The organism is Rhodopseudomonas sp. P2A-2r (assembly GCF_026015985.1).
Lineage (GTDB): Bacteria > Pseudomonadota > Alphaproteobacteria > Rhizobiales > Xanthobacteraceae > Tardiphaga.
In genome coordinates, this window is the sequence record NZ_CP110389.1 from 4,168,853 (window position 1) to 4,195,485 (window position 26,633).

Here is a 26,633-nt window from a genome sequence, read left to right on the forward strand (position 1 = left end):
CGATATTTTGCCGGTCGCTTCCTGACGGCTGCGGTCGGCGTGTTCGTCAGCATCTTCATGCTGCTGGTGCTGGTCGACTACATCGAGATGGTGCGGCGAACCTCCGGGCTGCCAACCGCCTCCGCGCTGATGGTGGCGGAGACGTCGCTGTTCCGCGTGCCGCAACTGCTCGAAAAGATGATGCCGTTCTGCATCCTGATCGGGGCAATGACCTGCTACCTGGCACTGTCGCGGCGGCTCGAACTGGTCGTGGCACGCGCCGCCGGCGTGTCGGCATGGCAGTTCATTTCGCCGGCGCTGGTGTGCGCCTTGGTGCTCGGCGTGCTAGCCACTGTGGCGTATAATCCGATGTCCGCCAATCTGCGCGAACTGTCCAAGAAGATGGAGGCCGAACTGTTCGGCGACGCCCCTGGCGGCGGCGTGCAGGACGCCTCGGGCTTCTGGATCAACCAGGTCAACAGCGAGGGCCAGGCGATCATCAATGCCGCCCGCAGCGAACAGCAGGGTATGCGCCTGACGGGGCTGACAGTGTTCCGTTTCGGCACGGACTTTCAGTTCATGGAGCGGATCGAGGCTCGCGAGGCATCGCTGGAGACCGGCCGGTGGCTGTTCAAGTCGGTACGGCGCTACACCCTCGATCTCGCCGGCAGTCGATCAGGACACCATGTATCTGGCCACCTCGCTGACCCCGGCCCAGGTCCGCAACAGTTTCTCGACCCCCGAAACCGTGTCATTTTGGCAACTCCCGTCCTATATCAAGTCATCGGAAAGTTCTGGCTTTGCAACCGCAGGTTATCGTCTGCAGTACCACAAACTCATTGCACAGCCATTTTTGCTGGCTGCGATGGTCATGCTTGCAGCTTCGGTCAGCCTGCGGTTCTTCCGCATGGGCGGAGTCCAGAAGATGGTTTTGAGTGGCGTGGGCGCGGGCTTTCTGCTCTATGTTCTGTCCAAAGTGACTGAAGATTTGAGCAAGGCTGAGTTGATGCATCCGATCGCTGCGGCGTGGCTGCCTGTATGTGTGGGCGGCCTCACCGGCTTTTTGGCCTTGTTGTACCAGGAGGACGGGTAGTGGCCGTTTTCGCCGCCCTCCAAGAACGGACGCCTAAGTCGGGGCGGCGCATGAGCATGCGCTGCGCCCGATGCTACGCGCCTTCCGTTCTGGCGTCGTTGTGTGTGTCTGTGTTGGGAATTGCCATCGCGATAAGCGGTGCTGCGATAACGCCGGCGGCTGCCCAGAGCTTCACCTATAACGCACCGCATACGCGACCGAAGCCGCCGCCGGCCGCCCAGACCGGGCAGATGCTGGTCCAGGCCGTCGAGGTCGACTACGATTACAATAATTCGCGCGTGTCGGCCGTCGGCAGCGTGCAGATGTTCTATAATGGAACGTCCGTGGAGGCCGACAAGGTCATCTACGACCAGAAGACGAAGCGCCTGCATGCTGAAGGCAACGTCCGCATGACGGACGCCGACGGCAAGATTACGTATGCCAATCTGCTCGATCTCAGCGATGACTACCGCGACGGCTTCGTCGATTCGCTGCGCATGGACACCGCCGACGCGACCCGCATGGCGGCCACGCGACTGGACCGCAGTTCCGGCAACTACACGGTGTTCCAGAACGGCGTCTACACTGCCTGCGCGGCCTGTAAGGACGATCCGAAGAGGCCGCCGCTGTGGCAGGTCAAGGGTGCCCGCATCATCCACGACCAGACCGACAAGATGCTGTATTTCGAGGACGCCCGGATCGAGTTCTTCGGTGTGCCCCTCGCCTACATGCCCTACTTCTCGACGCCGGACCCGACCGTGAAGCGCAAGACCGGCTTTCTGATGCCGAGCTTCACCAACACGACGGCGAACGGCTACGGAATCGAGGCGCCCTTCTACTGGGCCATCGCTCCCGACTACGATGCGACGATCGCACCTCGCTACACGTCCAAGCAGGGCTTGCTGCTGCAGGGAGAATTCCGCCAACGGCTGATGGACGGCGCGTATTCGATCCGCGCGTACGGCATCAACCAGCAGGATCGCTCGGCCTATGCCGGCGCCCCCGGCGACAAGGACTTCCGCGGCGGCGTCGAGATCCAAGGGCCAGTTTGCCATCAACGACAAGTGGATCTGGGGCTGGGATGCGGTTGCGCTCAGCGACTACACCTTCCTGCAGGATTATCGGCTGTCCCTGTACAAGGACCCGATGGCATCGCTGCTGAACCTGCAGACAGAGGCGGTTTCGCAGCTCTATCTGACTGGCGTCGGCACGCGCAGCTTCTTCGATGCGCGGACGATCTATTACCTCAGCTATTCCGGCAACCAGAGCCAGGTGCCGGTGATCCATCCCGTGGTGGACTACAACAACGTCATCAAGAACAATATTGTTGGCGGCGAATTCAGCTACAAGACCAACTTCACCAGCCTGAGCCGCGACACGGCAGCATTCAGTGCGATTACCAGCGGCGGATGCGCGCCGACGAGTGCTGATACGGCTGAAGCCCGCAAGGTGGTCCGCGCCAACTGCATCCTAAGTGGCGCCCCTGGAACCTACACCCGCTTTTCGGCCGAAGCGCAGTGGCGCAAGTCGTATACGGATTCCTTCGGCCAGATCTTCACGCCGTTCGCAATGCTCCGCGTCGATGCGATCGATTCGTCGATCTCCAACCAGCCGGGCGTTGCTGCCATGGGATTGACCCCCGGCGATACCCAGGCACTGCGGGTCATGCCGACCGTTGGCTTGGAGTATCGCTATCCCTTCATCAACGTTCAGCCGTGGGGCACCACAACCATCGAGCCGATCGCCCAGGTCATCATTCGTCCTAACGAGACCTATGCCGGCAAGCTGCCGAACGAGGACGCACAGAGCCTGAACTTCGACGCAAGCAACCTGTTCAGCGTCGACAAGTTCTCCGGCAATGACCGCGTCGAAGGCGGCGGCCGCGCCAATGTCGGTGTTCAGGCGACCACACAGTTCGACCGCGGCGGTTCGGTGAACGTGCTGTTCGGCCAGTCCTACCAGCTGTTCGGCATGAACTCCTTCGCCGTCGCTGACCTCACCAACACCGGTGTGGATTCGGGTCTCGCAACCGCGAAGTCTGACTACGTCGCCCGCATCAACTATTCGCCGAACCGGACCTATACCTTCAGCACCCGCGCCCGCATCGACGAGCAGACCTCGGCGGTTTCACGTTTTGAGGCCGAAGGCCGCGCCAGCTTCGATCGCTGGTCGGTCAGCCTGATGTACGGCAACTACGCGCCCCAGGTGGATCTCGGCTACCTGACACGCCGCGAAGGCCTGCTGGCCTCGGGCTCCGTCAAGGTCGCCGCTAACTGGGTGGTGACCGGCGCCGCGCGATGGGATCTCGAAGCGAACAAGATTAACCAGTACACTATCGGCGCTGGCTACGTTGACGACTGCTTCGTTTTAGCTGCCACCTACGGGACATCGTACGCTTATGCGGTCGGCACAGCGGCGCCCGTCCTGAGCCATGTTTTCGGATTCCAGCTCGGACTGCGGACACTCGGAACCACGGCTGCCGCCAGCACGGGAGCAGGCGTACAGTAACGCTGCTCCGTTGCCGTTGCGGCGCGACGAATCGAGATTGAATTTATGGTTGATGCGGCAGTTCTGACAATGAGCACCTCCGTTTCCAAACGAATCCTCCGCGTCGTCATCGCTGCGGCCGTCATCCTGACGTGCTACGGCTCGCAGTTGCGGGCCCAATCGGTCGCGGTAATGGTCAACGGCGAAGCGATCACCAATTTCGATATCGAGCAGCGCACCAAGCTGACGGTCCTGTCGACGCAGAAGTCCCCAAGCCGGCAGGAAGTGATCGACGAACTGATCAATGAAAAGGTCAAGATCAAGGAAGGCAAGAAGTACAGCATCGAGCCGGGATCTTCCGAAGTCGATTCCGCCTTCGGCAGCATGAGCTCGCGGATGCGTATCACGCCCGATCAGTTGGTCCAGTCGCTCGCCTCCAAGGGCATCCGGCCGAACACGCTGAAAAGCCGGCTCAAGGCCGACATGGTCTGGAATGCGCTCGTACGCGGGCGTTTCAAGCAGAGCCTGCAGGTTGGCGAAAAAGAGGTCGAAGCGGCGGTCCAGAGCGCCGGTGGCGACAGCAATGCGGAAGCCTTTGAATATCAGTTGCGCCCGATGGTCCTGATCGTTCCGCGCGGCGCACCTGCCAGCCAGATGGAATCCCGCAAGAGGGAAGCCGACGCCGTGCGCGAACGCGTGCAGACTTGCGAGGAAGCCAACAGCACCTTCAAGTCGATGCAGAACGCGACGATCCGCGACACCGTCACGAAGACGTCCGCCGATATTCCGGCCAACCTGCGCGATCTGCTCGACAAGACACCGGTGGGTCACCTGACACCACCCGAGGTGACCAAACAGGGCATCGAAATGGTGGCGCTGTGCTCACGCAAGCCTACCAAGATCGACACGCCGAAGAAGCGTGAAATCCGCGAAAAGATGTTCGCAGAAAAGTTCGAGGCCAAGTCCAAGGCCTACCTGCAAGAAGTCCGCAAAGCCGCAATGATCGAATACCGGCAGTAAGCCGCCGCACTGGCTTCATATTCTGCGCATCAACGCGCTTCTGGGCGGCTGCATGGCAAATCCTCTCGCGCTGACACTCGGTGAACCGGCGGGCATCGGGCCTGACATCGCGCTCGCCGCATGGCTACGACGGCACGAACAAAAGCTGCCGCCGTTTTATCTGCTCGGCGATCTCGATTTCATCGCCGCGCGAGCGCGCACTCTTGATCTCGACATCCCGATCGCTGTGGTGTCCCCCGCAGAAGCATCGGCGACGTTCGCTGATGCGTTGCCGGTGGTCCCCTGCGGCCCAACCACGACCGCACGGCCGGGCCATCCTGACGCCTCCAGCGCCGGCGTGGCGATCGCATCGATCCGTCAGGCCGTGGCCGACGTACAGGCCGGTCGCGCCGCCGGTCTGGTCACCAATCCCATCGCCAAGAGCGTATTGTACCGCGCCGGCTTCAACCATCCCGGCCACACCGAGTTCCTCGCCGAGCTGGCAGCCCGCGACGGCGTTACGCCGATGCCGGTAATGATGCTGTGGTCGCCTACGCTCGCCGTGGTGCCAGTGACTATCCACGTCTCGCTGCGCGACGCCATTGAACAACTCTCAAGCCATTTAATCACCGCCACCGCGCGCATCGTCGTGGCCGATCTGCGCGCTCGCTTTGGACTGCGCCGGCCTCGCCTGGCGATCTCCGGCCTCAATCCCCATGCCGGCGAAGACGGCACCATGGGCGACGAGGAACAGACCATCATCGCGCAGGCGATCACGGTGCTGCGCAACGAAGGCATCGATGTTCGCGGCCCGCTGCCCGCAGACACTATGTTTCATCCCGCCGCCCGCGCCACCTACGACTGCGCGATCTGCATGTACCATGATCAAGCGCTGATCCCGATCAAGACCATCGCCTTCGACGACGGCGTCAACGTGACCCTCGGCCTGCCGTTCATCCGGACCTCGCCCGACCACGGCACCGCCTTCGATATCGCCGGCAGCGGCCGCGCCAATCCCTCCAGCCTGATCGCGGCCCTGCACCTGGCCGCGCGCATGGCCGCGGCGCAAAACCGATGACATCGAGAATCGACGACCTGCCGCCGCTGCGCGACGTCATTCGCACCTACGACCTGTCGGCCCGCAAATCGCTCGGCCAGAACTTCCTGCTCGACCTCAACCTGCTCACCCGGATCGCCCGCGCGGCCGGCCCGCTGGAAAACGCCACCGTGATCGAGATCGGTCCCGGCCCCGGCGGCCTGACGCGCGCGCTGCTGGCGCTCGGCGCCAGACGGGTCATCGCCATCGAGCGCGACGAACGCGCGCTCGGCGCGCTGCAGGATATTTTGAAGCACTATCCCGGCCGGCTGGAGATCATCAGCGGCGACGCCACGACCTTCGATCCGCGGCCGTTGCTTGGCGGGGAACAGGCAAAGATCGTCGCCAACCTGCCCTACAATATTGCGACGGCGTTGCTGGTCGACTGGCTCAGCATCGAGCCGTGGCCGCCCTGGTACGACACGATGGTGCTGATGTTTCAGCGCGAGGTCGCCGAACGCATCGTCGCGCGAGAAGACGAGGAGGCCTATGGTCGCCTAGGCGTGCTCGCCAACTGGCGCTGCGAAACCAAAATCCTGTTCGACATTTCGCCCGCCGCCTTCGTGCCGCCACCGAAGGTGACCTCGTCCGTGGTGCGGCTGGTGCCCCGCGTGTCACCAGAGCCGTGCGACCGCAAGACCCTCGAGCGGATCACTGCGGCTGCGTTCGGCCAGCGCCGCAAGATGCTCCGGCAGAGTCTGAAGGGGCTGACTGTCGACCCGGCCGTGCTGGCCGCTGCTGCGGGCATTGATCCCACCCGGCGCGCCGAAACCGTGCCGGTCTCCGGCTTTGTCGCCATGGCGCGCGCGTTGGCCGAGTTTCGTGAGCCCCAACAGACGTGATCCGCCGGCTACGACCGGTCAGGCTTCGTTGACGCCTACCCCGCGTTCGTCAAGCAAGGCCTGGCCTTTCGAAGTCAGTTGGTACTGATCGGCAAAACAGTCCGATTCCTCCACATAGTCTTCACTGATCAGCGCCAGAAGTTCGGCCAAATGCTCCCGCGGGACATCTGCCTCGCCGGACCGCGCAACGTCGCACATGATCGAGATCTGCTGGTCTGTGGGCATATCGGTCGTCTCACGCGTGCATAAAGGGCTATCGAAAATGGCTAGCGGCGCCGGGCCACGGCGACGCCAAGCAGGAACGCGACGAGGAGCGAGCCAAGCGGCGCTTCCCTGGCGACATTGGCGAGAATGGAAAGCGGCATGCCGGGCTTTTTGGCGCGCTCGAAGGCGTCGCCAACCGTATGGGCAGCGTCGCTGACCTTGTGAGCCGCGCGGGACACCGTCTCTGCAACGCTTGGCGATGGGTCGACCCCGCCAATGGGCTCGACACCCTCATAGATGAATGGAGGCGATAGGTCGTCGGCCATAGGAGCTCCAGCTGCAAAGATGACACGCACCTAAGTCGCGCACGGCAGCAAATGTTCCGTCCGCCACGCCGGAAACCAACATCTCGGCGAAAAGCCGATGACGACGGGCAGCAGACCCGATAAAAAGCCACCGCCAACAAAAACAAACAGGGTCGGAAAACATGTCACTGCTGCGCCGTCAATCGCTGGTCAAGTTCGATGCTCCGCTGTGCGAAACCATCGTCGATACTCCGACGCCGCAGGCCCGTGAGGTTCTGGTCAGGATCGAGCGTTGCGGGCTGTGCCATTCCGACCTGCACATCCAGGACGGCTACGCCGATCTCGGCGGCGGCAAGAAGCTGGACACCACCCGCGGCATGACCCTGCCCTTCACGCTCGGCCATGAGATCGCCGGCGTGGTCGACGAGGTCGGCCCCGATGCACCGCGTGACCTGATCGGCAGGAAGGTTGCGGTGTTCCCCTGGATCGGCTGCGGCAAGTGTCGCGACTGCCTCGCCGGCGACGAGAACCTGTGCGCCCGCAACCGCTATCTCGGCGTCGCGCTCGATGGCGGTTTCGCCAGCCATGTGCTGGTGCCGGACGCCAAATACCTGCTGGACTACGATCCCCTGCCCGTGAACATGGCAGCGACCCTGATGTGCTCCGGCGTCACGGCCTACGGCGCGCTGAAACGTCTGGTCGACCGCCCGCGGCAGCGCAACCTGCTGCTGATCGGGCTCGGCGGTGTCGGTATGATGGGCCTGGCTTTTGCCCAGGCCATGTTCAAGCAACCCATTTCGGTGGCCGATCTCAGCCCGGCCGCGCGCGAAGCTGCACTGAAGAACGGCGCCGCATTCGCCTACGATCCCACCGAACCCGATGTGGCGAAGCGCATGCTGAAGGAAAGCGATGGCGGCTTCGACGGCGTCATCGACTTCGCCGGCAACGACAAGTCGATGGGCTTTGCCGTGTCCACAGTGGCGCGCGGCGGCAAGATCGTCGTGTCCGGCCTGATGGGCGGCAATTTCAGCCTGCCGATGGTGCAGTGGATCTACAAGCGCATGACCATCGAAGGCTTCATGGTCGGCACCCTGGCCGAGGCGCAGGAACTGATGACCCTGGCGCGCAGCGGCAAGATCAAGCCGACGCCGATGAAGGAAGAGCCGATGGCCGATGCGCAGAAGTGGATCGACGAATTGCGCGCCGGTCATGTGGTCGGCCGCATCGTCCTCAAGAACTAAGCATTTCATTGAGCCCGGGAGTCGCAAGACGACTCTCGGGCTCAACCTCGAAGCCGCCAGGCGAGCCTGAATTTGGCCGCACGCAGTTCGAAATTGCGGCTCATTGCCACCCAAATCTCCGAACAACGTGGGCCCGGCGATACATCGCTCAGGGCTTCACCGGGGATTCACATGACCAACCGAGCCGCGACTTTGCTGTCCGCTGCCGTTATCGGTGGCCTTGCTGCAGTCTTGCTGGCCGCAGCACCATATGCCGCGGCGAAAGCCGCCGACGAATGTCTGACGGCGCCAAAGGCCAGGCGCCACAGGGCGCGCATTGGTACTATCGCATCGATCGGACCACCAAGCGCCACTGCTGGTACGTCCGCAACGAAAGCAAGGGATCGCAACAGGCTTCGTCATCCGGCGCTCAACCGGCTGCATCCCAGAGCTCGGTAACGCAGCAGGAATCGGTCGCCAATGCGCGCGCCGAATTGCCTGCCGCCGGACCTGAGCAACCGATGCCGACCCCACCGCAATCGGAAACTCCGGATACAGCGAATAGTAGGAACGTCGCAGGCGATTCAAACTCTTCCAGTCCCGGTGGCTGGGTTCTGGCCTCGCGCTGGTCCAACCAAGCCGACGCGGAGAGTGCCAGCGCTCCCATGGGGGCGCCCGACGCAGCTGCCATAAAACAACGGCTGCAGACCGCCGCGGCCAAACCGCCTGTTGACAATAGCGACGGCAGCTCTGTGTGGGCGCTAGTCGCCGCGCTCGCCGGCGCCCTGGCTGCGGCCGGCATCGCGACGGCTGTCATCGTCAGGCGCGCCGCCAACAAGGCGAACGAGGGCAAGGCAAGCCACGAAGTCGGACAGGCGATCTGGCGCGACGACGCCCGCGAAGAGACGCCAGTCGCCCCGAACGGCGACGAGCCTGTCATGAACTGGGTTCGTATCGCCCGCGAGATCCAGGAGGCACAAAATCCCGGCCGCGAGGTCGAGAAATTGCTCGCGCGCACCGCGGCCCTCGCAGACGGGATCGGCATACGCCTGCCGCATCGCCTAGCGGCGGGGCCGCAACGCCTCGCCGATCGCCACCACGACGGCGCAGATCGCCACTAGCACCAGCGATGTCGCCGAAGCCGCCGGCAGGTCGGTGCCGGTCTCCGATATCTTGCTGAAGAGGAACAGCGGCAGGATATTGACCTGCGTGCCGACCAGCGCCAGCGCGGTCCCATAGGCGCCGACCGCCACCGCAGAGGTCAGGCAAAACGCCGCCACCAGGCTCGGCATGATCTGCGGCAGCATCACCTCCAGCAGGGCGCGCAGGTTGCCCGCACCCAGCGAGCGCGCCGCCAGCAGCTGGTTGCGATCGAAGTTGGCCATCGATGGCAGCACGATCAGCACGACCCGCGGTACCAGATAATAGGAATAGGCCAGACCAAGCCCGAGGGGCGAGAAGATGAACCCGCCGGTGACCGCCGGGTCCATTCCCAGTTCAGCGAGCAGCAACGTGATGAAGCCGGCGCGACCGAGCAGAAGGATGAATCCATAGGCCACGATTAGCCCGGAGAACGTCAGCGGCAGCGAAATCGCGATCAGCGCGGCAGTACGCAGGCCGGGTGCCACCCGCAGCAGCGCCAATGCGACGCAGACGCCGACCACCACCGAGAATAGCGGTGCGACCGTGCCGAGCACGATAGTGCCGCGCAGCCCGTTCCAGAACACCGGATCGGCGAACAGCCGCCGAAAGGCGCTGCCGCCATCGGAGAACGCGCCGCCCAGCACCGCAGCGACCGGCAGCAGGAAGAACAGTGCGAACACGATGGTGCCGGGAAAGGCGAAGCCGACGAGTGTCGATGTCGGGGCACGGGTGCTCATGATAGTCCTGTTGCTGGCAGCACGGGCCGGGATGATCCAGGGGGATCGTCCCGGCCTACAGCGGGATTATTGGCCGAGAACGGCCTTGGCCCAGCCGGCGTCGATCTCGGCCTTCTTGGCCGTCGCCTTGGCAATGTCGATAGCCTGCACCTGCGGCGCTGCCGGCATCTTGTCGGCCACACTGGCCGGCAGCGCGATGCCGGGCACGCTCGGTCGGACATAGCCCTCGGCAAAGATCTTCTGGCCCTCGTCGCTCATGACGAAGTTGAGCCACAGTCTGCCGGCGCTGGGATTGGGACCGTTCTTGACCAGCGAAATTGCGTAAGGCGCGGCAGCGGAAGCTTCCTTCGGAATCACCACAGCGATGCTGTCACCCATGCCGTCGGTGTACTTGGCCTTCAGACCGTCGTTCTCGTAACCGATCCAGATCGGAATCTCGCCCTTGAGGAACTGCGCATAGGGCGTGGTGCCGACGGTGCGCAGCACATTGCCGGTCTTGCTCAGCTTGCCGAGATAGTCGATGCCGGGCGCGACGTTGTCCATGCTGCCGCCATTGCCGAACGATGCGGCGAAAGCCACCACCTGGCCCTGACCGGTGGAGCGCGGATCTTGGTAGACGATGGCGTTCTTGTAGTCCGGCTTCAGAAGATCGGCCCAGCCCTGCGGGATGGTCTTGACCAGCTTGGTGTTGACGAGGAAGGCGACGCTCAGCGTATGGATGGTGAACCAGCGGCCATCCGCCTCGCGCAGCGCCTCGGGCAACTTGGCGAAATTCACCGGCTTGTAGCCCTCGACCACGCCGGCCTTGGCGGCATCGAGACCGGAGGCTGCGAAGTAGTAAGCGGTATCGGCCTGCGGCCGGTTGCGGGCCTTGTCGAGGGCGACCACGGTCGCGGCCGAGCCGAGGTCGTTATAGACCATCTCCACGCCGGGATAACGCTTCTGGAACGCCTTGAACTGTCCGGCCCAGTTGGCCCACGTCGGCCCGGTGTCGAAGGAAACCACGAGGCCCTCCTTGCGGGCGGCTTCGAACAGTTCCTTCTCACCCGCATAGAGCTCGGCGCCTTCGAAGGCGAAAGCGCTGTGGCCGAGATTGATGGCGATGCTGGCGGCGGCGACGCTGCCCAGGAATTTGCGGCGATTCATGTCGATGTCCTCAAGGTGGGGTTGGTCAGTTCGGAGGTAGCAAGCGGATCGCGGCGGGCGGGATGGTCACCCCCGTCACCGGATCACGGAGATGGGTTTCGAGGCGGATGACGCCGCCGGCGACCGTCAGGTCAATCCGGCGCAGCGGGCCGAGATAGCGATCGGCAACCATGGTGCCGGCAAAGTGTCCGGGCGTCGCGGGATCGACGGCACCAGCGATCGGCTCGATCCGCTCCGGGCGCACCAGCACGGTCACCTTGTCGCCGCTCTGCCAGCCCGCCGTGTCACAGGCAAGTATCCCGATCGAGGTGGAGACCCGCCCGCCCGCGGTAACCTCGCCAAGCCACAGGTTGGACTGGCCGACAAAGGCAGCCACGCTGGCATTCACCGGCGTCTCGTACAGGTCGCGCGGCGTGCCGATCTGCACCAGTCGGCCGTCCCGCATCATCACCACCTTGTCGGCGATCGACAGCGCCTCTTCCTGGTCGTGGGTGACCAGCAGCGTCGCGATGCCGGCCTGGCGCTGCACCCGCAGGATCTCGTCGCGCATCTCCATGCGCAGGCCGGCGTCGAGCGCCGACAGCGGTTCGTCCAGCAACAGCCCTTGCGGCTCGAACACCAGCGCGCGCGCCAGCGCCACCCGCTGCTGCTGGCCACCGGACAACTCCGCCGGAAGATCATCGGCCCGTGGCTTCATGCCGACGCGCCCCAGCATGTCGACGGCCCGCGATCGCCGTTCCGCTTTGCCGACACCACGTACTTTGAGGGGTAAGCGACGTTTTCCCACAGCCGCATATGCGGAAACAGCGCGTAGTTCTGGAACACCACACCGAGGCGCCGGGCCTCCGGCGCGAGATGTCCCACGTCCTTGCCGTCGATCAGGATGCGACCGCTGTCAGGCTTCACGAAACCCGCCAGCAGTTTCAGCAGCGTCGATTTTCCGGACCCGGAAGCCCCGATGATGGCCAGCAACTCGCCCCGCCCGATCGACAACGTGATGTCGAACGCGCCGGCGGTGCCACCGGGATAGGTGAAGCTCACATGGTCGAATTGCAGGGTCACGCGGCGCGACTCGATCGCAGGGTCCCGGCGAACTGTGCCGTCAGTCCGCTGGTCAGCGAGGCCAAGGTGGCCAACAAGAGCAGAACGACCGTGGCCGCGCAGGCAAAGCCGGTGGCGCCGTAAAAGGCCTGCAGCAGCACCACAGGATAAGTGCGCGACATGAACCCCGAGATCAGGTTGGACAGCTGGAATTCGCCAATCGAAAGCGCCGCCACGGTAAGCATCGAGGACAAAAGGCTCGGGCGCAGCAACGGCAACGTCACGTCACGCAACCGCGCTGCGAACGAAGCGCCAAGCGTTGCCGCGGCGTGCTCATACTGTTCGAGGCCGAGTTGCTCCATATCGGCGACCAGTGCGGTCACGGTGTAGGGCAGCGTCAGGACCAGATGGCCCGCCGCCAGCAGCCAGAAACTGCCCAGCCAAGGCAGCGCGTCCGAAGAGAAAACCAGGATAAAGCCGAAGGCGAGCACCAGTTCGGGGGCGGCGACCGGCAGCAGCGTCAGGATCCGTGCCGCCAGACGAACGCCGCCGCGGGCGCCAGCCTGGATGGCGTAGGCCAGCGGCAGGCCGATGAGGAGATTCAGAACACAGGTTGTCGCCACGACCTGCAGGCTTGTGACAAAGGCGCGGCGGAAGCTCGGATCGGCAGCGAGTTCTTGATACCAGCGCCATGTGAAGCCGGTGGGCAGCAAGGTGTTGCTCCAATTGCCGCCGAACGAGCCCACCGCCAGCAACAGCATCGGAGCGATCAGAAACAACAGGTAGACGATGGCAATAATGGCCAAACGGACACGCCTTCAAGTGAGGTCAGGAGGTCCGACCTCAGTACAGAGGCAGCATATTAGTTTTGTGACAATCTCGGAGAATTACGCGCTGCGGAATATCCGCATCGCAATGCGCGCCATGACATCCTCGACGCTGGCGACCCGATCAACGCCATCGACGGCGGGCGCATCGGCCATCGCCAGTACCAGGCGCTTGAACTGTAGCCCGAGCGCCATCTCCGACAGCGTACCGACGCCACCGCCGATCGCCACCAGCACCAAACATGCCCGCGCAATAATGGCGTTGCGCGCCGGCCCGATGCCGGTGGCAATGGGAATCGCCACATAGGGATTGGCAGTATCCCACTCCTCGTCGGGCAGCAGCCCGACTGGAAGGCCGCCGCCGCGCGCGTGCCCCTTGCACGCCCCTTCCATCACGCCATTTTTGCCGCCGCACAGCAACTGCAGACCATGATCCGCCAGTGCTTCGCCCATCTGCTCGGCCAGCGCATACTGCGTCGGCGTGGCATCGCGGGGCCCGATGATGCCGATGGGAACGCGGCGCAGCTTGTGCCCGGTCGCCAGATGCCGCAGCGCTTCGGCCGGCGTGACCGTCACCGCGTCAGCCGCCTCGGCAACGCCCGGCCCCCATGTCAGCTTCAGCGGATCGAAGCCGCGGGCGGCCTGGGTCAGCTGCTGCGCGCTGGCGCTCCATCGCAGGTCGGTCATCACGGAAGTCTCCAGACGCCCTTAGAGTTGCTGCCTGAGCTTCTGCACGAACGCCGTGACGCCGACCTGGCGCTCGAGCTTCAGCTGCTCCGCGCGAAGAATCGACTTCACCGATTCGAAGGCGATGCCGATGTTGTCGTTGATGACGATGTAGTCGTAGGCATCGAAGTGGCTCATCTCGTCGCCGGCCTTCTTCATGCGACCGCGGATCACCTCGTCGGAATCCTGCGCGCGGGTATGCAGCCGCTGCTCCAGCGCCTGCACCGAGGGCGGCAGGATGAACACGCTGACCACGTCCTTCGGCGCGCGGCCAGTCAATTGCTGCGTGCCCTGCCAGTCGATGTCGAACAGCACATTGCGGCCGGCTGCCAGGGCTTCTTCCACCGGCTTTCGCGGCGTACCATAGCAATTGTCGAATACCCGCGCCCATTCCAGCAGTTCGCCCTGTGCCACCATCTGGTCGAACCGCGCCTGGTCGACGAAATAGTAGTCGCGGCCTTCTTCTTCGCCGGGACGCCTGGGCCGCGTCGTCACCGACACAGACATCTTCAGTTCGGGAATTTCCGAGATCAGCATTCTCGTCAGCGTGGTCTTGCCGGCGCCCGACGGCGACGACAGCACGAACATCAGCCCGCGCCGCTCGACGCCTTCGAATACAGGATTGTTGGAATTCGTCATTCGAGGTTCTGAACCTGTTCGCGGAATTGCTCGACCACGTTCTTCATCGCGAGCCCGGTGTTGGTCAAATCGATATCGTTGGATTTAGAACAGCAGGTATTGACCTCACGATTGAACTCCTGCGCCAGGAAATCCAGCCGACGACCGACCGCGCCGCCCTTCTTGATCATGTCGCGCGCCTGAGAGATGTGCGAGGCGATGCGATCCAGTTCTTCACGGATGTCGGCCCTGGCCGCGATCATGATGGCCTCCTGGTTGAGCCGGTCTGAATCGAAACGATCCGACGACTCCAGCAGTGCGGCGATCTGCTCGGCAAGCCGGGCGCGGATCGCCTCGGGCTTGCGGCCCGGTGCTGCCTCGGCCTGTTTCGCAAGCGTTTCAATCTCATCCATGCGCTGTGACAGGATCTGGCCGAGGGTGTCGCCCTCGCGCTTGCGCATTTCGACCAGCGCGGTCAGCGCCTGCTCGAAGGCTGCCGCCACGGCGACCCGAGCGGCCTTGTCTTCTTCCTCGTCGCTGTCCGGTTCGACGACCTCAATGACGCCCTTGATGGCCATCAATCCGTCCACGCTGGGCGCCACCGCATCGATCTTGCCGGCGAGTTCGCCAGCAATCTTCAGGATCGAATTCAGCACGTCCTCGTTGACGCGCACCGTGGACATCGCGTTGGCGCGCTTCACGGTGAGATTGGCGTAGACCGTGCCGCGCGACAGCACCTCGGCGGCCCGCTTACGGGCGATGGTTTCAGCCTCGTCCCAGCCGGGCGGCAGCCGCACGCGAAAGTCGAAGCCCTTGGCATTGACGGACTTCAATTCCCACTCGAAGGCATACGGCCCGCTGGTGCCGTGACTTCGCGCAAAGCCGGTCATGCTCGACAGCGCCATCGCGAACGTCTCCAAAAATAAGAGTTGAGATTCGCGAAGCGCGAACCGGGATCAGGTTAGAGCCTTTTCGGGCCTTAGGGAATTACCGCGGATTCGCGACCGCTGCCTATTGCTGAACCACCGGCGGCGATGCCGTCGATTGCGCGGCGCCCTGGCGTGCCGGCGGAGCCGCGCTGCGGGTGCGCTGTTTCTGCCCGGCGGGCTTGGCCGGGGTTGCCCCGGTGGCCGCATTCGGATCACCCGGCGTAGCCGCGGCACCAGGCTGCGGCTCGTCCGGCGGCTCGACGGTATCGTTCTGGATCTGCTTTTCCTGTGCCCGCAGCCTGGCGACGTTCTTCTGGTGCTGGTCGTAGGTTTCAGTGAAGCTGTGGCCGCCGGTGCCGTCGGCGACAAAGAACAGGTCGCGGGTGCGCGCCGGCTTGGCGGTGGCCTCAAGCGAAGCGCGCCCAGGATTGGCGATCGGGCCCGGAGGCAGGCCTTCGACCACATAGGTATTGTAGGGCGACGGCTGCTGGATCTCGCTGCGTTTGATCGGCCGCCCCAGCGTGCCCTTGCCGCCGACCAGGCCGTAGATGATGGTCGGATCGGACTGCAACTTCATCTTCTGCCGCAGGCGGTTGGCGAACACCGCCGCAACCCGGCTGCGCTCGTCGGCCTTGCCGGTCTCCTTCTCGACGATGGAGGCCAGCGTAACCAGCTGCTCCGGAGTCTTGACCGGAACGTCGGGGCTGCGGCGCTCCCAGATGTCGGCCAGCGCCCGCTTCTGCTCCTGCTGCATGCGCTGGATCACCTGATCGCGGGTGGTGCCGCGCGGAAACTTGTAGGTCTCCGGCAGCAGCGTACCCTCGCGCGGCATCTCGCGGATCGAACCGGTGAAGATGTCGTTATCGGTCAGCCGGGCAACGATCTGCTCGGAGGTCAGGCCCTCCGGGATCGTCACCGAATGCTGCACCACCTTGCCTTCGACGAGCGTGCCGATGACGGTGCGCAGGCTGGCGTTCTTCGGAAACAGATACTCTCCCGGCTTGAGCTCGGAGCTGGCCTTCAGCGCGAACACGCTGCCGATGAACACCCAGCGGTTAGCGTCGATCACGCCTTCGCGTAGCAGCGTCTCGGCGATGTCGCCCTTGCCGGCGCGGGCGGGAATGTTGACGACCTTCTCGTCTTGCAGCGGTCCCGGCGCTTCGAGCGCCTGGCGGCCGTATACGTAGACCCCGCCGACGCCGAGCATCACGACGAGGATGATGGTGATGATGGCGTTGCCGGCGATAACCAGCGGATTGCGGGCACGGTCAGAGCGTTTCGGCGGCGGCGGAACCTGCTCCGGCTCCAGCGCGGCGCGCGGGCTCCTTGGCGAAATGGGCGGCCTCTCACTCATCGATAGTACCTGAATCCTGTCGGTTCAATCGTGACCAGGGGACAACTCCCTGCCCGCCTGTAGCATACGCCCGCAGTAGGAATTAGCGCGGAATGCGGCGAAACGGTGGAGTCACTCTAGTGGGCAACACGCTGCAGGATAAGGGAGGCGTTTGTACCTCCGAAACCGAATGAATTCGACAGCGCCACATTGATCTCACGCTTGCGCGGCTTGTGCGGGACCAGGTCGATTGCAGTATCCACCGAAGGATTGTCGAGATTGATGGTCGGCGGCGCGATGTTATCCCGAATCGCCAGAATGCAGAAGATGGCCTCGACCGCACCAGCAGCGCCCAGCAGATGCCCGATCGACGACTTGGTCGAAGACATCGACACGGTCGACGCGGCATTGCCGAGCAATCGCTGCGCGGCACCGAGTTCGATTTCGTCTCCGACCTGGGTCGAGGTGCCGTGGGCGTTGATGTAGTCGATATCGGACGCAGCGATCCCCGCGCGCTTCATGGCAGCGCTCATGCTGCGAAATGCGCCGTCGCCGTCCGGCGTCGGCGACGTGATGTGGTAGGCGTCGCCCGACATCCCGTAGCCCGTGATCTCGGCATAGATTTTGGCGCCGCGCGCGCGGGCGTGCTCGTATTCCTCGAGCACGACGACGCCGGCGCCCTCGCCCATCACGAACCCGTCGCGGTCCTTGTCGTAGGGGCGCGAGGCCTTCTCCGGATTCTCGTTGAAGCCGGTCGACAGCGCGCGCGATGCGCAGAAGCCGGCCATGGCCAGGCGGCTGATCGGCGATTCCGTGCCGCCGGCCACCATCACGTCCGCGTCGCCAAGCGCGATCAGGCGGCTGGCGTCGCCGATTGCATGCGCACCGGTCGAGCAGGCCGTCACCACCGCATGGTTCGGCCCCTTGAGGCCGTGCTCGATCGAGACGTAGCCGGAAGCCAAGTTGATCAGGCGGCCGGGAATGAAGAATGGCGAGACCTTGCGCGGTCCGCGATCCCTGAGCAGCAGGGCGGTGTCGGCGATGCCCGACAGGCCACCGATGCCCGAGCCGATCATCGTGCCGGTGGCGCAGCGGTCTGTCTCGTTGTCGGGATGCCAGCCGGCGTCGTCGAGCGCCTGCTTGGCTGCACACATGGCGTAAATGATAAAATCGTCGACCTTGCGCTGGTCCTTCGGCTCCATCCACTGATCGGGATTGAAGGTGCCGGCCGTACCGTCGCCGCGGGGAATGATGCAGGCAATCCGGCTTGTGAGGTCCGACACATCGAACATGTCGATCTGCCGGGCACCGCTCTCGCCGTTGAGAATGCGCTTCCAGGTTGGTTCGACGCCGCAGCCGAGCGGTGACACCATGCCCAGCCCCGTGACGACAACCCGTCTCATATCAATCTCCAGCCCGGTCAGTTGCGGTACACAACAAGAAGCCGGTGGATCGTTGTACGACGATCCGTCCGGCTTCTTACGTGTTCCTTTGAAGAGCGTTAGCTCTTCGCGTTCTTTTCAAGAAACTTGGTGGCGTCGCCGACGGTGAGGATCGTCTCAGCGGCGTCATCGGGAATTTCGCAGCCGAACTCTTCTTCGAATGCCATCACGAGCTCGACAGTGTCGAGGCTGTCTGCACCGAGATCATCGATGAAGCTCGCGGCATCGACTACTTTTTCGGGTTCAACACCAAGGTGTTCGACCACGATCTTCTTAACTCGCTCGCCAATCTCGCTCATCGTTCAACCTCGTGCTTGTTTCATTGGACCCGACCGCAGACGATACGAGCCATCGTGGTGCGTTAAATCACATATTCCTGCGCATTGCGCGTCATCTTGATTGGCCCCGTCGTCCCGGACGAGACCTCGCGAATAACGGCAGGCTCCGCACCGCCAATATACAGGGTTTCAAATTCCTGCAATGGCATTGTTTACCCTGCCGTTCTTGGTCCGGTTACCATACTTCCCAAGCCCTGACTACAAGGCTCATCAAGCATGCCGGGGATCCAAACGGTTTGCCCTTCCGGGGTTCCCCGCAAGCTCAGATCATAGCCATTCCGCCATTGACATGGATGGTCTGGCCGGTGACGTAAGCCGCTTCATTTGAGCTCAAATACACCGCCGCCGCAGCGATATCTTCCGGCGTGCCCAGCCGAGCCGCCGGCACCTTGGCCAGAATCGCTTCGCGCTGCTTGTCGTTCAATGCATCGGTCATCGGCGTCGCGATAAAGCCCGGCGCGATGCAATTGGCTGTCACATTGCGCTTGGCGTATTCGGCGCCCAGCGTCTTGATCATGCCGATCAGTCCGGCCTTCGCGGCGGTGTAGTTGCCCTGACCGGGATTGCCGGTCACGCCGACGATCGAGGTGATGGCGATGATGCGGCCGAAGCGCTTGCGCATCATCAGCTTGGTGGCGGCACGGGCCAGGCGGAATGTCGCGGTCAGGTTGACCTTGATGACGTCGTCCCAGTCCTCGTCCTTCAGCTGCACGAACAGGTTGTCGCGGGTAATGCCGGCGTTGCTGACGAGAATATCGAGCTGACCCATCGCCTTTTCGGCCGAGGGTACCAGTGCCTCGACCTCGGCGTCGTCGGACAGGTTGCACGGCAGCACAAAAGTTCGCTCGCCGAGTTTGGCGGCCAGCGCCTCCAGCGCGTCGCGCCGGGTCCCGGACAACGCGACGGTTGCCCCCTGCCCGTGCAGAGCGGTCGCAATGGCGCCGCCGATGCCACCCGTGGCGCCGGTCACCAGCGCGGTTCGGCCAGTCAAATCGAACATGTCGTCTCCTTCGTCCGTTTACGCCGGACGCGCCGCAGCGAGCGCGTCCTTGACCACGGCAATATCATTGGGTCCGCCGACGGCGGTGCCGACGGCTCCTTCGGCGATACGCTTCACCAGGCCGCTCAGCACCTTGCCGGCGCCGACCTCGAAAAACCGCGTGACGCCGTGGCCGGCCATATAGACCACCGACTCGCGCCAGCGCACCGTTCCCGTCACCTGCTCCACAAGCCGGCGACGAATTTCGTCCGGATCGGTCAAAGCGGAGGCCAGCACGTTGGACACCAGCGGCACCGCCGGCGCCTGAATGGTCACCGCGGCCAGCGCCTCAGCCATCACGTCGGCGGCCGGCTGCATCAGGCTGCAATGAAACGGTGCCGACACCGGCAGCAGCATGGCGCGCTTGGCACCCTTGGTCTTGGCGATCTCCAGGGCGCGCTCCACAGCGGCGACGTCGCCGGACACCACCACCTGGCCACCGCCATTGTCGTTGGCGGCCTGACAGACCTGGCCCTGGGCGGCCTCTTCGGCCACCGCGACCGCGGTCTCGAAATCGAGCCCGAGCAGCGCCGCCATGGCGCCAACCCCGACCGGAACGGCCTTCTGCATGGCCTGGCCGCGGGTGCGCAGCAGCCGCGCGGCATCGCTGATGCTCAGGCTGCCAGCGGCCGCCAGCGCCGAATATTCGCCGAGCGAATGCCCCGCCACAAACGCCGCGTCCCGCGCCAGCACCAGGCCGGCTTCGGCTTCCAGCACCCGCATGGTCGCCAGCGACACCGCCATCAGCGCCGGCTGGGCATTTTCCGTCAGTTGCAGGGTCTCGGCGGGTCCGTCCCAGATGATCGCGGTCAGCTTCTGGCCGAGCGCCGAATCGACCTCGTCGAACACGGCGCGGGCGACCGGAAAGGCGTCGGCCAGCGCCTTGCCCATGCCAACGGCCTGGGACCCCTGCCCCGGAAATGTGAATGCTGCGGTCATCGACGCCCCTGAAAGTCTCTTAACGTGCGCCGTAAGACACTGGCGGGATGTGTTATGTCAAGCCGCCGTCCCGGCGCCCGGGTTCCCCTACCGCCAGCCAGACCAGCGAAACCAGCGTTGTTTCCCTTGGTTTCCCTTGCCATTCCGCCGGAAATCCGTATAAGGCCCCGATCCGCAGATCCCGGCCGGGAGCTGAACGGACGGTCTCAGCAATTTCAGCGTTTGAATTGATGTGGCAGGGCCAGTTGGCCCGTCGTCCCGTGCTTCCGCCTTCTGAGCAATATCGAGTCCTTTCCTAGAGGGTTCGAAGGGCTTGCCGCCGGGGAACGCGCTAACAGTGGAAAGGACACCCATGGCTCTCTACGAGCATGTATTTCTGGCGCGCCAGGACGCGAGCGCCCAGCAGGTCGAGGACCTGACTGCGCAGATGACCGCAATCGTCGAAGGTACCGGCGGCAAGGTCGTAAAGATGGAAAATTGGGGCGTACGCTCCCTGACCTATCGCATGAACAAGAATCGCAAGGCGCACTTCGTTCTGATGAACATCGATGCCCCCTCCGCGGCGATCACCGAGATCGAGCGCCAGGAACGCATCAGCGAAGACGTCATCCGCTACCTGACCATCCGCGTCGAAGAGCACGAGGAAGGCCCGTCGGCGATGATGCGCAAGGCCGATCGCGACCGTGATCGCGACGACCGTGGCGGCGGCTTCCGTGGCGACCGCGAAGGCGGTTTCCGTGGTGATCGTGAAGGCGGTGGTTTCCGGGGTGATCGCGGCCCGCGCCGTCCCCGTGACGACGAAGCCGCAACTGCAGCTGGTGAGGAGTAAGAATCATGGCTGAAGCTGGTGCACGTCGTCCGTTTTTCCGCCGTCGCAAGACCTGCCCGTTCACAGGTCCGAACGCGCCGAAGATCGACTACAAGGATTCCAAGCTGCTGATGCGTTACGTTTCCGAGCGCGGCAAGATCGTGCCGAGCCGCATCACCGCCGTCTCCGCCAAGAAGCAGCGTGAACTCGCGCGCGCCATCAAGCGCTCGCGTTTCCTCGGCCTGCTGCCCTACGTGATTCGCTAAGCGAACGCCTTCAGCCCGCGGCATCGACGCCGCGGGCTGTTTCTTCTCATAAGGCTTCCGGGTCGTCCGGTCGCCGATGGTTGGGGTCACAGACCTCTAACCGCTCGAAAGGAGCGGGACAGCTGATGATCATGCCCCTCCTTATCGCGCTTGCTGCAGGCGCTGCCTCGGCGCTGATGTTCGCCTCGATCATTTCGGGCGCGCTGATCTCGCTGCTGCTGTTCTATCTCGCGCCGCTGCCCCTGATGGTCGCAGGCCTCGGCTGGGGAGCGCTCGGCGCCGCCATTGGCGGCATTGCCGCTGCGACCGGCCTCGGCCTGATGTTCGGCATGCCCTATCTCGGCGCCTTCGTTGTGACCGTCGCGCTGCCGGCCTGGTGGCTTGGCCACCTCGCGCTGCTCGGCCGCCCGGTCATCGAAGGCACGCCGGCATCGAACGGCGCCGCTGCCATTGCACCGCAGACGGAATGGTACCCGGTCGGCCGCATCCTGCTGTGGGTCGCCGGCTTCGCCGCATTGACCACCATGGCCGCCCTGCTCACACTCGGCACCGACGGCGCCAGCATCGTCGGCGCGCTGAAGCGCGGCCTGCTGCGCATCATGGGGCCACGCGAAGGCAAACCCGCCGATAACGATGTGGACGCGCTGATCGACGCGCTGGTCATGATTGCGCCGGCCGCGGCGGCGCTGGTTGCCATCATGACGCTGACGCTGAATCTCTGGCTGGCCGCAAAAATCACCGCCACCTCCGGCCGCCTGCATCGCCCGTGGCCGGACCTGAGGAGCGCGGCGCTGCCGCCGATGACCCTGGTGGCGCTGGCGCTGGCCCTCGCATTGTCCTTCACAGGAGGCGTGCTCGCGATCTTCGGCCAGATCGTGAGTTCGACGCTGCTGATGGCCTATGCGCTGACCGGCTTTGCCACGCTGCATACGCTGACGCTCGGCCTGAAAAGCCGGGTGCTGTGGCTGAGTTCGGCCTACGCCATCGTGCTGGTGTTCGGCTGGCCGATCCTCGGAATGGTCGGCCTCGGCCTCGCCGATGCCTTCTTCGGATTCCGCCAACGCTTTCTGCAACGCAGGCTGCCTTCGCAGGTGACCTGAGAATTCCCTTCACCCCAACCCACTTTCGCTGCAACACACAAAGGAGACATACTATGGAAGTCATTTTGCTGGAACGCGTCACCAAGCTCGGCCAGATGGGCGAAGTCGTCCGCGTCAAGGACGGCTACGCCCGCAACTTCCTGCTGAAGCGTGGCAGGCGCTGCGCGCCACCACCGACAACCGCTCGAAGTTCGAAGGCATGAAGGCCGACCTCGAGGCGCGTAACCTCGTCGCCAAGGAAGAAGCCACCAAGGTCGCCGAGAAAATCGACGGTCGCAACGTCGTCGTTCTGCGTCAGGCCTCGGAAACCGGCCAGCTCTTCGGTTCGGTCACCGTGCGCGACATCATCGCGACCTTCGAGAGCGATGGCGTCACCTTCGCGCGCAGCCAGGTGCTGCTCGACGCGCCGATCAAGACGATCGGCAAGCATAAGATCTCGATCGCCGTGCATCCGGAAGTCGAAGTCAGCGTCAGCGTCACCGTTGCCCGCAGCGAGGCCGAGGCCGAGCGCATCAACCGCGGCGAAGACATCAGCACCCGCCAGGAAGACCAGGACGCCGCCGCCGAAGCGCTTGCCGCAGCCGGTGAATTCTTCGATCCGGAAGCTCGTCCCGGCGACGACGAAGACGGCGACGAGAAGTAAGACCTTCCGCTTTGCTGCGATGACGACAAAAAAGCCCGGCCAGATTGGCCGGGCTTTTCATTGGCTGATGGTCGACCACTCGGCAGCAGCCGATGGCTTCGCCCTATTGCGAGATCGGGGGACCGTCGGACCGCCTGACGCAGGCGGCGCGACCGGCGTCGGTGGACGCGACTCGACGGCCGGAGGTTTCGGACTCGTGTCGGCGGCAGGTGCGCGCGGCTCTGAGGCTGCGGGCGCCGGTGACGCGGCGGCGGGCGCCGACGAAGCCGGAGCGGCGGGCGACTCTGCCGACGACGCAGGCCGCGACTCGCTCTCCGACGCCTTGGGGGCCGGTGTCACCGGCGGCACCGGATCGGGACGCAACGACGGGGTTTCGGCCTTTGCGTTGTCAGGCTTGGCCGGCTCAGGCTTGGCTGACTCTGACTTGGCTGGTTCAGTTTTGGCCGGCTCGGTCTTTCCCTCCTCGGCCGGCTTCGGCGCGACGGGCTTGCTGGCCTCTTCCTTAACAGGCTGCGGCTTCGTCGGCTCCGGCTTGACCGGCTCCGGCTTGGCAATCTCCGGCGCGACCTTCGGCTGCTCTTCACGGCCGCGGCGCTTGCCCTTCTTGCCTAGCTTCTGCATGGTCGCGGATGGCGCGGCCGCCGCCGACGGTTCGCCTTCGGCGGCGGGTTTCGCGTCGGCCGGCTTGCCTTCGGCGGCAGGCGTTTCACCGTCAGGCTTTGCTGCATTGGGGGCATCAGCCGCAGGACGTCCGAGCCGTTTGGCGGCACGATCGGCGGCCCGCTTCTGCCGCGCTGTCATCGGCGCGGCTTCCGGCTCGGGTCTAGCTTCCGGCGCCGGCTCGGCGGCGCGGCGGCCGAAGCCGAAGAAGGACGGCGATTCGGCAGGCGCTGGTGCAGCAGCCGCTGGCGCGGCACCTGGCTTCGCCTCCGGGGCCGGTTTCGGCGCGCTACGCGATTCGATGCCCTGCTTGGTCAGGCCATCGTCATAGCGCTTGTCTGCGGCGCCGTTGGACACAAGGTAAGCACTCAGTGAAGCGGCCATGCCGCTGCTGGTCGTGTAATGCTGACGCAGGAATCCGGGCAGCGCACCGGGCGCCACGGTCTTCAACAGCCCGCGCGAGCTCTTGTGACAGGCCGTGCAGGTGCCAGAGAAGATTTGTGAAGGGGTTTTGCCGGCTTCAAGATTTTGAGCCTGCACCGGGACTGCCGCGAAGCCGATCAAAAGCATCGCCGTCGCTAAACTGAGCGCTCGGCTCAACATTCCATCCTCCAGACGCGGGAAATTGCCGGGTTTGCGGCGGTCACGTTGTACCGGATTGTTGTCCGAATGGAAGTGGCGAGATCGCGGAACTGCGCGATTGGAACAATTTTGTATGGAAGCATTGCGGCCAGTGCATTGGCAAAGCCGAAACCTCGCACTTATCATATTACCCGGTAGCTAGGACGACAGTTATCTGCTGATGCGCGGACGTCCTACTACCCCGGTTCGTACGTGATTGGGTCATTGGGGTGATTTCCATGGACCGTTTGTTGCGTTGGTTTCTCGGCCAGTACATTCGTCGCGGATCGATCACGTTCACCACCGCGAATGGCACGCGCTTCACCTGCGGCGACGGCACCGGAAAGCCTGTCGCAGTCAGGTTCACCACCAGGGCCGCGGCGCGCCGGCTACTGCTCGACCCGGAAATGGCGCTCGGCGACATCTTCATGGACGGCAGTTTCGTGGTCGAACAGGGCAGCATCGCCGATGTGCTGGCGATCGCGCTGGACCAGCCGGACCTGTCGCCGCGCTGGGCCGGGGTCCAATGGTGGCTCCGCTACCTGATCCGGCACGTCCAGCAGTTCAATCCGCGCAGCCGGTCGCGCAATAACGTCTCCCATCACTACGATCTGGATGGACGGCTGTACTCGCTGTTTCTCGATGCCGACAGGCAATATAGCTGCGCCTATTTCGAGACACCGGACGCCACGCTCGACGATGCCCAGCTCGCCAAGAAGCGCCACCTCGCCGCCAAGCTGCTGATCAAGCCCGACCAGCGGCTGCTCGATATAGGCTCCGGCTGGGGTGGCCTTGGACTGTATCTCGCCGAGATGACGGGCGCGGACGTCACGGGCATTACCCTGTCGACCGAGCAGCTCCAGCTTTCCAACGCCCGCGCCGGAGAAAAGAACCTGGGGCAGTCCGCCCGCTTCGTGCTGCAGGACTATCGCGACATCCCCGGCCCGTTCGACCGTATCGTCTCGGTCGGCATGTTCGAGCACGTCGGCGTCGACCACTACGACACCTATTTCAAGCGTTGCGCGGAATTGCTAACCGATGACGGCGTGATGGTGCTGCACTCGATCGGCCGCTCCGAGGGCCCCGGCATCACCAATCCCTGGATCTCCAAATACATCTTCCCCGGCGGCTACATTCCGGCGCTGTCCGAGGTGCTACCGGCGATCGAGCGCGCCGGCCTGCTGGTCTGTGACATCGAGATCCTGCGGCTGCATTATGCGGAGACGCTTAAGGCATGGCGCGAGCGCTTCCTGGCTCGGCGCGAGGAAGCGGTGCGGCTCTACGACGAGCGTTTCGCGAGAATGTGGGAATTTTACCTGGCGGCGTCGGAAATGTCGTTCCGCAAGCAGAACGTGATGAATTTCCAGATCCAACTGACCAAGCGCCAAGGCGTGGTGCCGATGACCCGCGATTACATCGCCCGGGAGGAAGCGCGGCTACGCAGCGTCGAACACGGACAGGCTCCGCGCCTTCAGATGGCCGGCGAATAGGCTAATACTGGGGGTGAAATTGCAGATTTCGGTCGCTCGGCAGCGCCGGGCGGGCCAGACGGGCACGCATCTCTGAAAGCAGCCGATCATCGCAGCGCACGTCGCCGAGTTGTTCAGCCTGTTCGAACGTATCGACAAGAGTGGACAGCCATTCGGTCGAACCGTTGACGGGCTGCCATTGTTGCTGCTCGCGCTGCGTCATTGCCAGGTCATCCTTGTCTAGTCGTCCCACATCAACGCCCTATCGCCGACCCAGTTCCGCGGCCCCGCCCAACGTCCACTCAGCCGATCCAGAAGTGTGACCTGGATCACAGAAGCCCCGGCTCGGCGTGCCCTAAAACGGCAACATGAAACCGAACGCACCAGACACATCCCCGGAAGCCGACAGCATCCGCGTCGATTACGTCATGATCGGTATCTGTGCCGCAGCAGGCCTGACCGCCTTGATCTATCTTCTGTTGCTCTAACCCCAAGCGGGTCAAAGCCCGGGCCATACCTATAAGTGGCGGAAGTGGCCGCGAGGTTCAGTCGCGTGCGCCAATTGTCTGCGGTTCCTTAAACAAGCCTTCATCAGCGGGCCGCG

Annotated in this window: 27 protein-coding genes and 2 pseudogenes; 12 read left to right on the forward strand and 17 right to left on the reverse strand. The window is 64.0% G+C overall.

Going from position 1 to position 26,633, the window contains the following annotated elements; genetic code table 11:
• The first annotated feature begins 57 nt into the window (after nt 1–57).
• The 5 genes and pseudogenes from lptG (at nt 58) to rsmA (ending at nt 6,475) form a co-directional block, all read left to right on the forward strand.
• Nucleotides 58–1,072 (forward strand): annotated as a pseudogene (gene lptG, locus ONR75_RS20185) (LPS export ABC transporter permease LptG).
• A gap of 969 nt (nt 1,073–2,041) precedes the next feature.
• Nucleotides 2,042–3,559: an LPS-assembly protein LptD gene (locus ONR75_RS32895; RefSeq protein WP_413776374.1), complete on the forward strand. Its 1,518-nt coding sequence runs from the start codon at nt 2,042–2,044 to the stop codon at nt 3,557–3,559.
• 69 nt (nt 3,560–3,628) lie between these two features.
• Nucleotides 3,629–4,558, forward strand: a complete 930-nt coding sequence (locus ONR75_RS20195; protein WP_265078823.1) for a SurA N-terminal domain-containing protein — start codon at nt 3,629–3,631, stop codon at nt 4,556–4,558.
• Between the two features lie 52 nt (nt 4,559–4,610).
• Nucleotides 4,611–5,615 carry a 4-hydroxythreonine-4-phosphate dehydrogenase PdxA gene (gene pdxA / locus ONR75_RS20200; protein ID WP_413776375.1) on the forward strand — a complete coding sequence of 335 codons (1,005 nt, stop codon included), beginning with the start codon at nt 4,611–4,613 and terminating at the stop codon, nt 5,613–5,615.
• Entirely contained in the window at nt 5,612–6,475 is an 864-nt protein-coding gene (gene rsmA, locus ONR75_RS20205) for a 16S rRNA (adenine(1518)-N(6)/adenine(1519)-N(6))-dimethyltransferase RsmA (protein WP_265078824.1), read from the forward strand. The genes pdxA and rsmA overlap by 4 nt, the downstream gene beginning before the upstream one ends.
• Nucleotides 6,476–6,493: 18 nt before the next feature.
• Here rsmA and ONR75_RS20210 read toward each other — a convergent pair whose 3' ends face one another.
• Both ONR75_RS20210 and ONR75_RS20215 read right to left on the reverse strand, forming a co-directional pair.
• Entirely contained in the window at nt 6,494–6,700 is a 207-nt protein-coding gene (locus ONR75_RS20210) for a hypothetical protein (RefSeq protein ID WP_265078825.1), read from the reverse strand.
• Between the two features lie 41 nt (nt 6,701–6,741).
• The gene (locus ONR75_RS20215; RefSeq protein WP_265078826.1) at nt 6,742–7,005 is read right to left on the reverse strand and encodes a hypothetical protein; all 264 of its coding nucleotides are present in this window, start codon (nt 7,003–7,005) and stop codon (nt 6,742–6,744) included.
• A gap of 161 nt (nt 7,006–7,166) precedes the next feature.
• Here ONR75_RS20215 and ONR75_RS20220 point away from each other — a divergent pair, with 161 nt between their 5' ends.
• The gene (locus ONR75_RS20220) at nt 7,167–8,225 is read left to right on the forward strand and encodes an alcohol dehydrogenase (RefSeq protein ID WP_265078827.1); all 1,059 of its coding nucleotides are present in this window, start codon (nt 7,167–7,169) and stop codon (nt 8,223–8,225) included.
• Between the two features lie 275 nt (nt 8,226–8,500).
• The gene (locus tag ONR75_RS20225) at nt 8,501–9,325 is read left to right on the forward strand and encodes a hypothetical protein (protein WP_265078828.1); all 825 of its coding nucleotides are present in this window, start codon (nt 8,501–8,503) and stop codon (nt 9,323–9,325) included.
• Here the strand turns inward: ONR75_RS20225 and ONR75_RS20230 are convergent.
• The 13 genes from ONR75_RS20230 to fabD all read right to left on the reverse strand — a co-directional run bounded on the left by ONR75_RS20230 (nt 9,266) and on the right by fabD (nt 20,462).
• Entirely contained in the window at nt 9,266–10,084 is an 819-nt protein-coding gene (locus ONR75_RS20230) for an ABC transporter permease (protein WP_265078829.1), read from the reverse strand. The genes ONR75_RS20225 and ONR75_RS20230 overlap by 60 nt on opposite strands.
• Nucleotides 10,085–10,150: 66 nt before the next feature.
• Entirely contained in the window at nt 10,151–11,230 is a 1,080-nt protein-coding gene (locus ONR75_RS20235) for an extracellular solute-binding protein (protein ID WP_265078830.1), read from the reverse strand.
• A gap of 25 nt (nt 11,231–11,255) precedes the next feature.
• The gene (locus ONR75_RS20240) at nt 11,256–11,927 is read right to left on the reverse strand and encodes an ABC transporter ATP-binding protein (RefSeq protein ID WP_265078831.1); all 672 of its coding nucleotides are present in this window, start codon (nt 11,925–11,927) and stop codon (nt 11,256–11,258) included.
• Nucleotides 11,924–12,292, reverse strand: a complete 369-nt coding sequence (locus ONR75_RS20245) for an ATP-binding cassette domain-containing protein (RefSeq protein WP_265078832.1) — start codon at nt 12,290–12,292, stop codon at nt 11,924–11,926. The genes ONR75_RS20240 and ONR75_RS20245 overlap by 4 nt, the downstream gene beginning before the upstream one ends.
• A complete protein-coding gene (locus ONR75_RS20250; RefSeq protein WP_265078833.1) occupies nt 12,289–13,077 on the reverse strand; it encodes an ABC transporter permease in 789 nt (262 codons plus the stop codon). Before ONR75_RS20250 ends, ONR75_RS20245 begins: the two co-directional genes overlap by 4 nt.
• Before the next feature lie 81 nt (nt 13,078–13,158).
• Nucleotides 13,159–13,785 carry a TIGR00725 family protein gene (locus ONR75_RS20255; protein ID WP_265078834.1) on the reverse strand — a complete coding sequence of 209 codons (627 nt, stop codon included), beginning with the start codon at nt 13,783–13,785 and terminating at the stop codon, nt 13,159–13,161.
• A gap of 21 nt (nt 13,786–13,806) precedes the next feature.
• A complete protein-coding gene (gene gmk / locus ONR75_RS20260) occupies nt 13,807–14,463 on the reverse strand; it encodes a guanylate kinase (RefSeq protein WP_265078835.1) in 657 nt (218 codons plus the stop codon).
• Complete coding sequence (locus tag ONR75_RS20265; protein WP_265078836.1) at nt 14,460–15,347, reverse strand: YicC/YloC family endoribonuclease; 888 nt, start codon at nt 15,345–15,347, stop codon at nt 14,460–14,462. The genes gmk and ONR75_RS20265 overlap by 4 nt, the downstream gene beginning before the upstream one ends.
• Nucleotides 15,348–15,453: 106 nt before the next feature.
• Nucleotides 15,454–16,725 carry an endolytic transglycosylase MltG gene (mltG, locus tag ONR75_RS20270; RefSeq protein WP_265078837.1) on the reverse strand — a complete coding sequence of 424 codons (1,272 nt, stop codon included), beginning with the start codon at nt 16,723–16,725 and terminating at the stop codon, nt 15,454–15,456.
• A 116-nt stretch (nt 16,726–16,841) separates the two neighbouring features.
• On the reverse strand, nt 16,842–18,107 hold the full coding sequence (gene fabF / locus ONR75_RS20275) for a beta-ketoacyl-ACP synthase II (RefSeq protein ID WP_265078838.1): 1,266 nt from the start codon (nt 18,105–18,107) through the stop codon (nt 16,842–16,844).
• A 98-nt stretch (nt 18,108–18,205) separates the two neighbouring features.
• Complete coding sequence (locus ONR75_RS20280; RefSeq protein WP_006020277.1) at nt 18,206–18,445, reverse strand: acyl carrier protein; 240 nt, start codon at nt 18,443–18,445, stop codon at nt 18,206–18,208.
• Between the two features lie 301 nt (nt 18,446–18,746).
• Nucleotides 18,747–19,484, reverse strand: coding sequence for a 3-oxoacyl-[acyl-carrier-protein] reductase (fabG, locus tag ONR75_RS20285; RefSeq protein ID WP_265078839.1), 738 nt, complete (start codon nt 19,482–19,484; stop codon nt 18,747–18,749).
• Between the two features lie 18 nt (nt 19,485–19,502).
• Nucleotides 19,503–20,462, reverse strand: a complete 960-nt coding sequence (gene fabD / locus ONR75_RS20290) for an ACP S-malonyltransferase (protein WP_265078840.1) — start codon at nt 20,460–20,462, stop codon at nt 19,503–19,505.
• 352 nt (nt 20,463–20,814) lie between these two features.
• Here fabD and rpsF point away from each other — a divergent pair, with 352 nt between their 5' ends.
• The 4 genes and pseudogenes from rpsF to rplI all read left to right on the forward strand — a co-directional run bounded on the left by rpsF (nt 20,815) and on the right by rplI (nt 23,279).
• Nucleotides 20,815–21,291: a 30S ribosomal protein S6 gene (gene rpsF, locus ONR75_RS20295; protein ID WP_265083745.1), complete on the forward strand. Its 477-nt coding sequence runs from the start codon at nt 20,815–20,817 to the stop codon at nt 21,289–21,291.
• A 5-nt stretch (nt 21,292–21,296) separates the two neighbouring features.
• Nucleotides 21,297–21,536, forward strand: coding sequence for a 30S ribosomal protein S18 (rpsR, locus tag ONR75_RS20300; RefSeq protein ID WP_002711478.1), 240 nt, complete (start codon nt 21,297–21,299; stop codon nt 21,534–21,536).
• A gap of 125 nt (nt 21,537–21,661) precedes the next feature.
• On the forward strand, nt 21,662–22,636 hold the full coding sequence (locus ONR75_RS20305; protein ID WP_265078841.1) for a DUF2232 domain-containing protein: 975 nt from the start codon (nt 21,662–21,664) through the stop codon (nt 22,634–22,636).
• Between the two features lie 53 nt (nt 22,637–22,689).
• Nucleotides 22,690–23,279: pseudogene (gene rplI, locus ONR75_RS20310) on the forward strand (50S ribosomal protein L9).
• Between the two features lie 57 nt (nt 23,280–23,336).
• Here the strand turns inward: rplI and ONR75_RS20315 are convergent.
• A complete protein-coding gene (locus ONR75_RS20315; RefSeq protein WP_265083746.1) occupies nt 23,337–24,509 on the reverse strand; it encodes a hypothetical protein in 1,173 nt (390 codons plus the stop codon).
• A 290-nt stretch (nt 24,510–24,799) separates the two neighbouring features.
• Between ONR75_RS20315 and ONR75_RS20320 the strand changes: the two genes are divergently transcribed.
• Nucleotides 24,800–26,050, forward strand: coding sequence for an SAM-dependent methyltransferase (locus ONR75_RS20320; RefSeq protein ID WP_265078842.1), 1,251 nt, complete (start codon nt 24,800–24,802; stop codon nt 26,048–26,050).
• 1 nt (nt 26,051) lies between these two features.
• Here the strand turns inward: ONR75_RS20320 and ONR75_RS20325 are convergent, their stop codons facing one another.
• The gene (locus ONR75_RS20325) at nt 26,052–26,252 is read right to left on the reverse strand and encodes a hypothetical protein (protein WP_265078843.1); all 201 of its coding nucleotides are present in this window, start codon (nt 26,250–26,252) and stop codon (nt 26,052–26,054) included.
• Nucleotides 26,253–26,633 lie beyond the last annotated feature (381 nt).

Bases quoted from the DNA above. Each gene is read 5' to 3' on its own strand.
- rsmA (WP_265078824.1), top strand. From the start codon at position 5,612: ATGACATCGAGAATCGACGACCTGCCGCCGCTGCGCGACGTCATTCGC.
- ONR75_RS20225 (WP_265078828.1), top strand. From the start codon at position 8,501: ATGTCTGACGGCGCCAAAGGCCAGGCGCCACAGGGCGCGCATTGGTAC.
- ONR75_RS20305 (WP_265078841.1), top strand. From the start codon at position 21,662: ATGATCATGCCCCTCCTTATCGCGCTTGCTGCAGGCGCTGCCTCGGCG.
- ONR75_RS20265 (WP_265078836.1), bottom strand. From the start codon at position 15,347: ATGGCGCTGTCGAGCATGACCGGCTTTGCGCGAAGTCACGGCACCAGC.
- gmk (WP_265078835.1), bottom strand. From the start codon at position 14,463: ATGACGAATTCCAACAATCCTGTATTCGAAGGCGTCGAGCGGCGCGGG.
- ONR75_RS20230 (WP_265078829.1), bottom strand. From the start codon at position 10,084: ATGAGCACCCGTGCCCCGACATCGACACTCGTCGGCTTCGCCTTTCCC.
- fabF (WP_265078838.1), bottom strand. From the start codon at position 18,107: ATGAGACGGGTTGTCGTCACGGGGCTGGGCATGGTGTCACCGCTCGGC.
- rpsF (WP_265083745.1), top strand. From the start codon at position 20,815: ATGGCTCTCTACGAGCATGTATTTCTGGCGCGCCAGGACGCGAGCGCC.
- ONR75_RS20235 (WP_265078830.1), bottom strand. From the start codon at position 11,230: ATGAATCGCCGCAAATTCCTGGGCAGCGTCGCCGCCGCCAGCATCGCC.
- rpsR (WP_002711478.1), top strand. From the start codon at position 21,297: ATGGCTGAAGCTGGTGCACGTCGTCCGTTTTTCCGCCGTCGCAAGACC.
- ONR75_RS20215 (WP_265078826.1), bottom strand. From the start codon at position 7,005: ATGGCCGACGACCTATCGCCTCCATTCATCTATGAGGGTGTCGAGCCC.
- fabG (WP_265078839.1), bottom strand. From the start codon at position 19,484: ATGTTCGATTTGACTGGCCGAACCGCGCTGGTGACCGGCGCCACGGGT.
- ONR75_RS20240 (WP_265078831.1), bottom strand. From the start codon at position 11,927: ATGAAGCCACGGGCCGATGATCTTCCGGCGGAGTTGTCCGGTGGCCAG.
- ONR75_RS20320 (WP_265078842.1), top strand. From the start codon at position 24,800: ATGGACCGTTTGTTGCGTTGGTTTCTCGGCCAGTACATTCGTCGCGGA.
- ONR75_RS20315 (WP_265083746.1), bottom strand. From the start codon at position 24,509: ATGCTTTTGATCGGCTTCGCGGCAGTCCCGGTGCAGGCTCAAAATCTT.
- ONR75_RS32895 (WP_413776374.1), top strand. From the start codon at position 2,042: ATGCCGGCGCCCCCGGCGACAAGGACTTCCGCGGCGGCGTCGAGATCC.
- ONR75_RS20325 (WP_265078843.1), bottom strand. From the start codon at position 26,252: ATGACGCAGCGCGAGCAGCAACAATGGCAGCCCGTCAACGGTTCGACC.
- fabD (WP_265078840.1), bottom strand. From the start codon at position 20,462: ATGACCGCAGCATTCACATTTCCGGGGCAGGGGTCCCAGGCCGTTGGC.
- ONR75_RS20195 (WP_265078823.1), top strand. From the start codon at position 3,629: ATGAGCACCTCCGTTTCCAAACGAATCCTCCGCGTCGTCATCGCTGCG.
- ONR75_RS20220 (WP_265078827.1), top strand. From the start codon at position 7,167: ATGTCACTGCTGCGCCGTCAATCGCTGGTCAAGTTCGATGCTCCGCTG.
- ONR75_RS20210 (WP_265078825.1), bottom strand. From the start codon at position 6,700: ATGCCCACAGACCAGCAGATCTCGATCATGTGCGACGTTGCGCGGTCC.
- mltG (WP_265078837.1), bottom strand. From the start codon at position 16,725: ATGAGTGAGAGGCCGCCCATTTCGCCAAGGAGCCCGCGCGCCGCGCTG.
- pdxA (WP_413776375.1), top strand. From the start codon at position 4,611: ATGGCAAATCCTCTCGCGCTGACACTCGGTGAACCGGCGGGCATCGGG.
- ONR75_RS20280 (WP_006020277.1), bottom strand. From the start codon at position 18,445: ATGAGCGAGATTGGCGAGCGAGTTAAGAAGATCGTGGTCGAACACCTT.
- ONR75_RS20255 (WP_265078834.1), bottom strand. From the start codon at position 13,785: ATGACCGACCTGCGATGGAGCGCCAGCGCGCAGCAGCTGACCCAGGCC.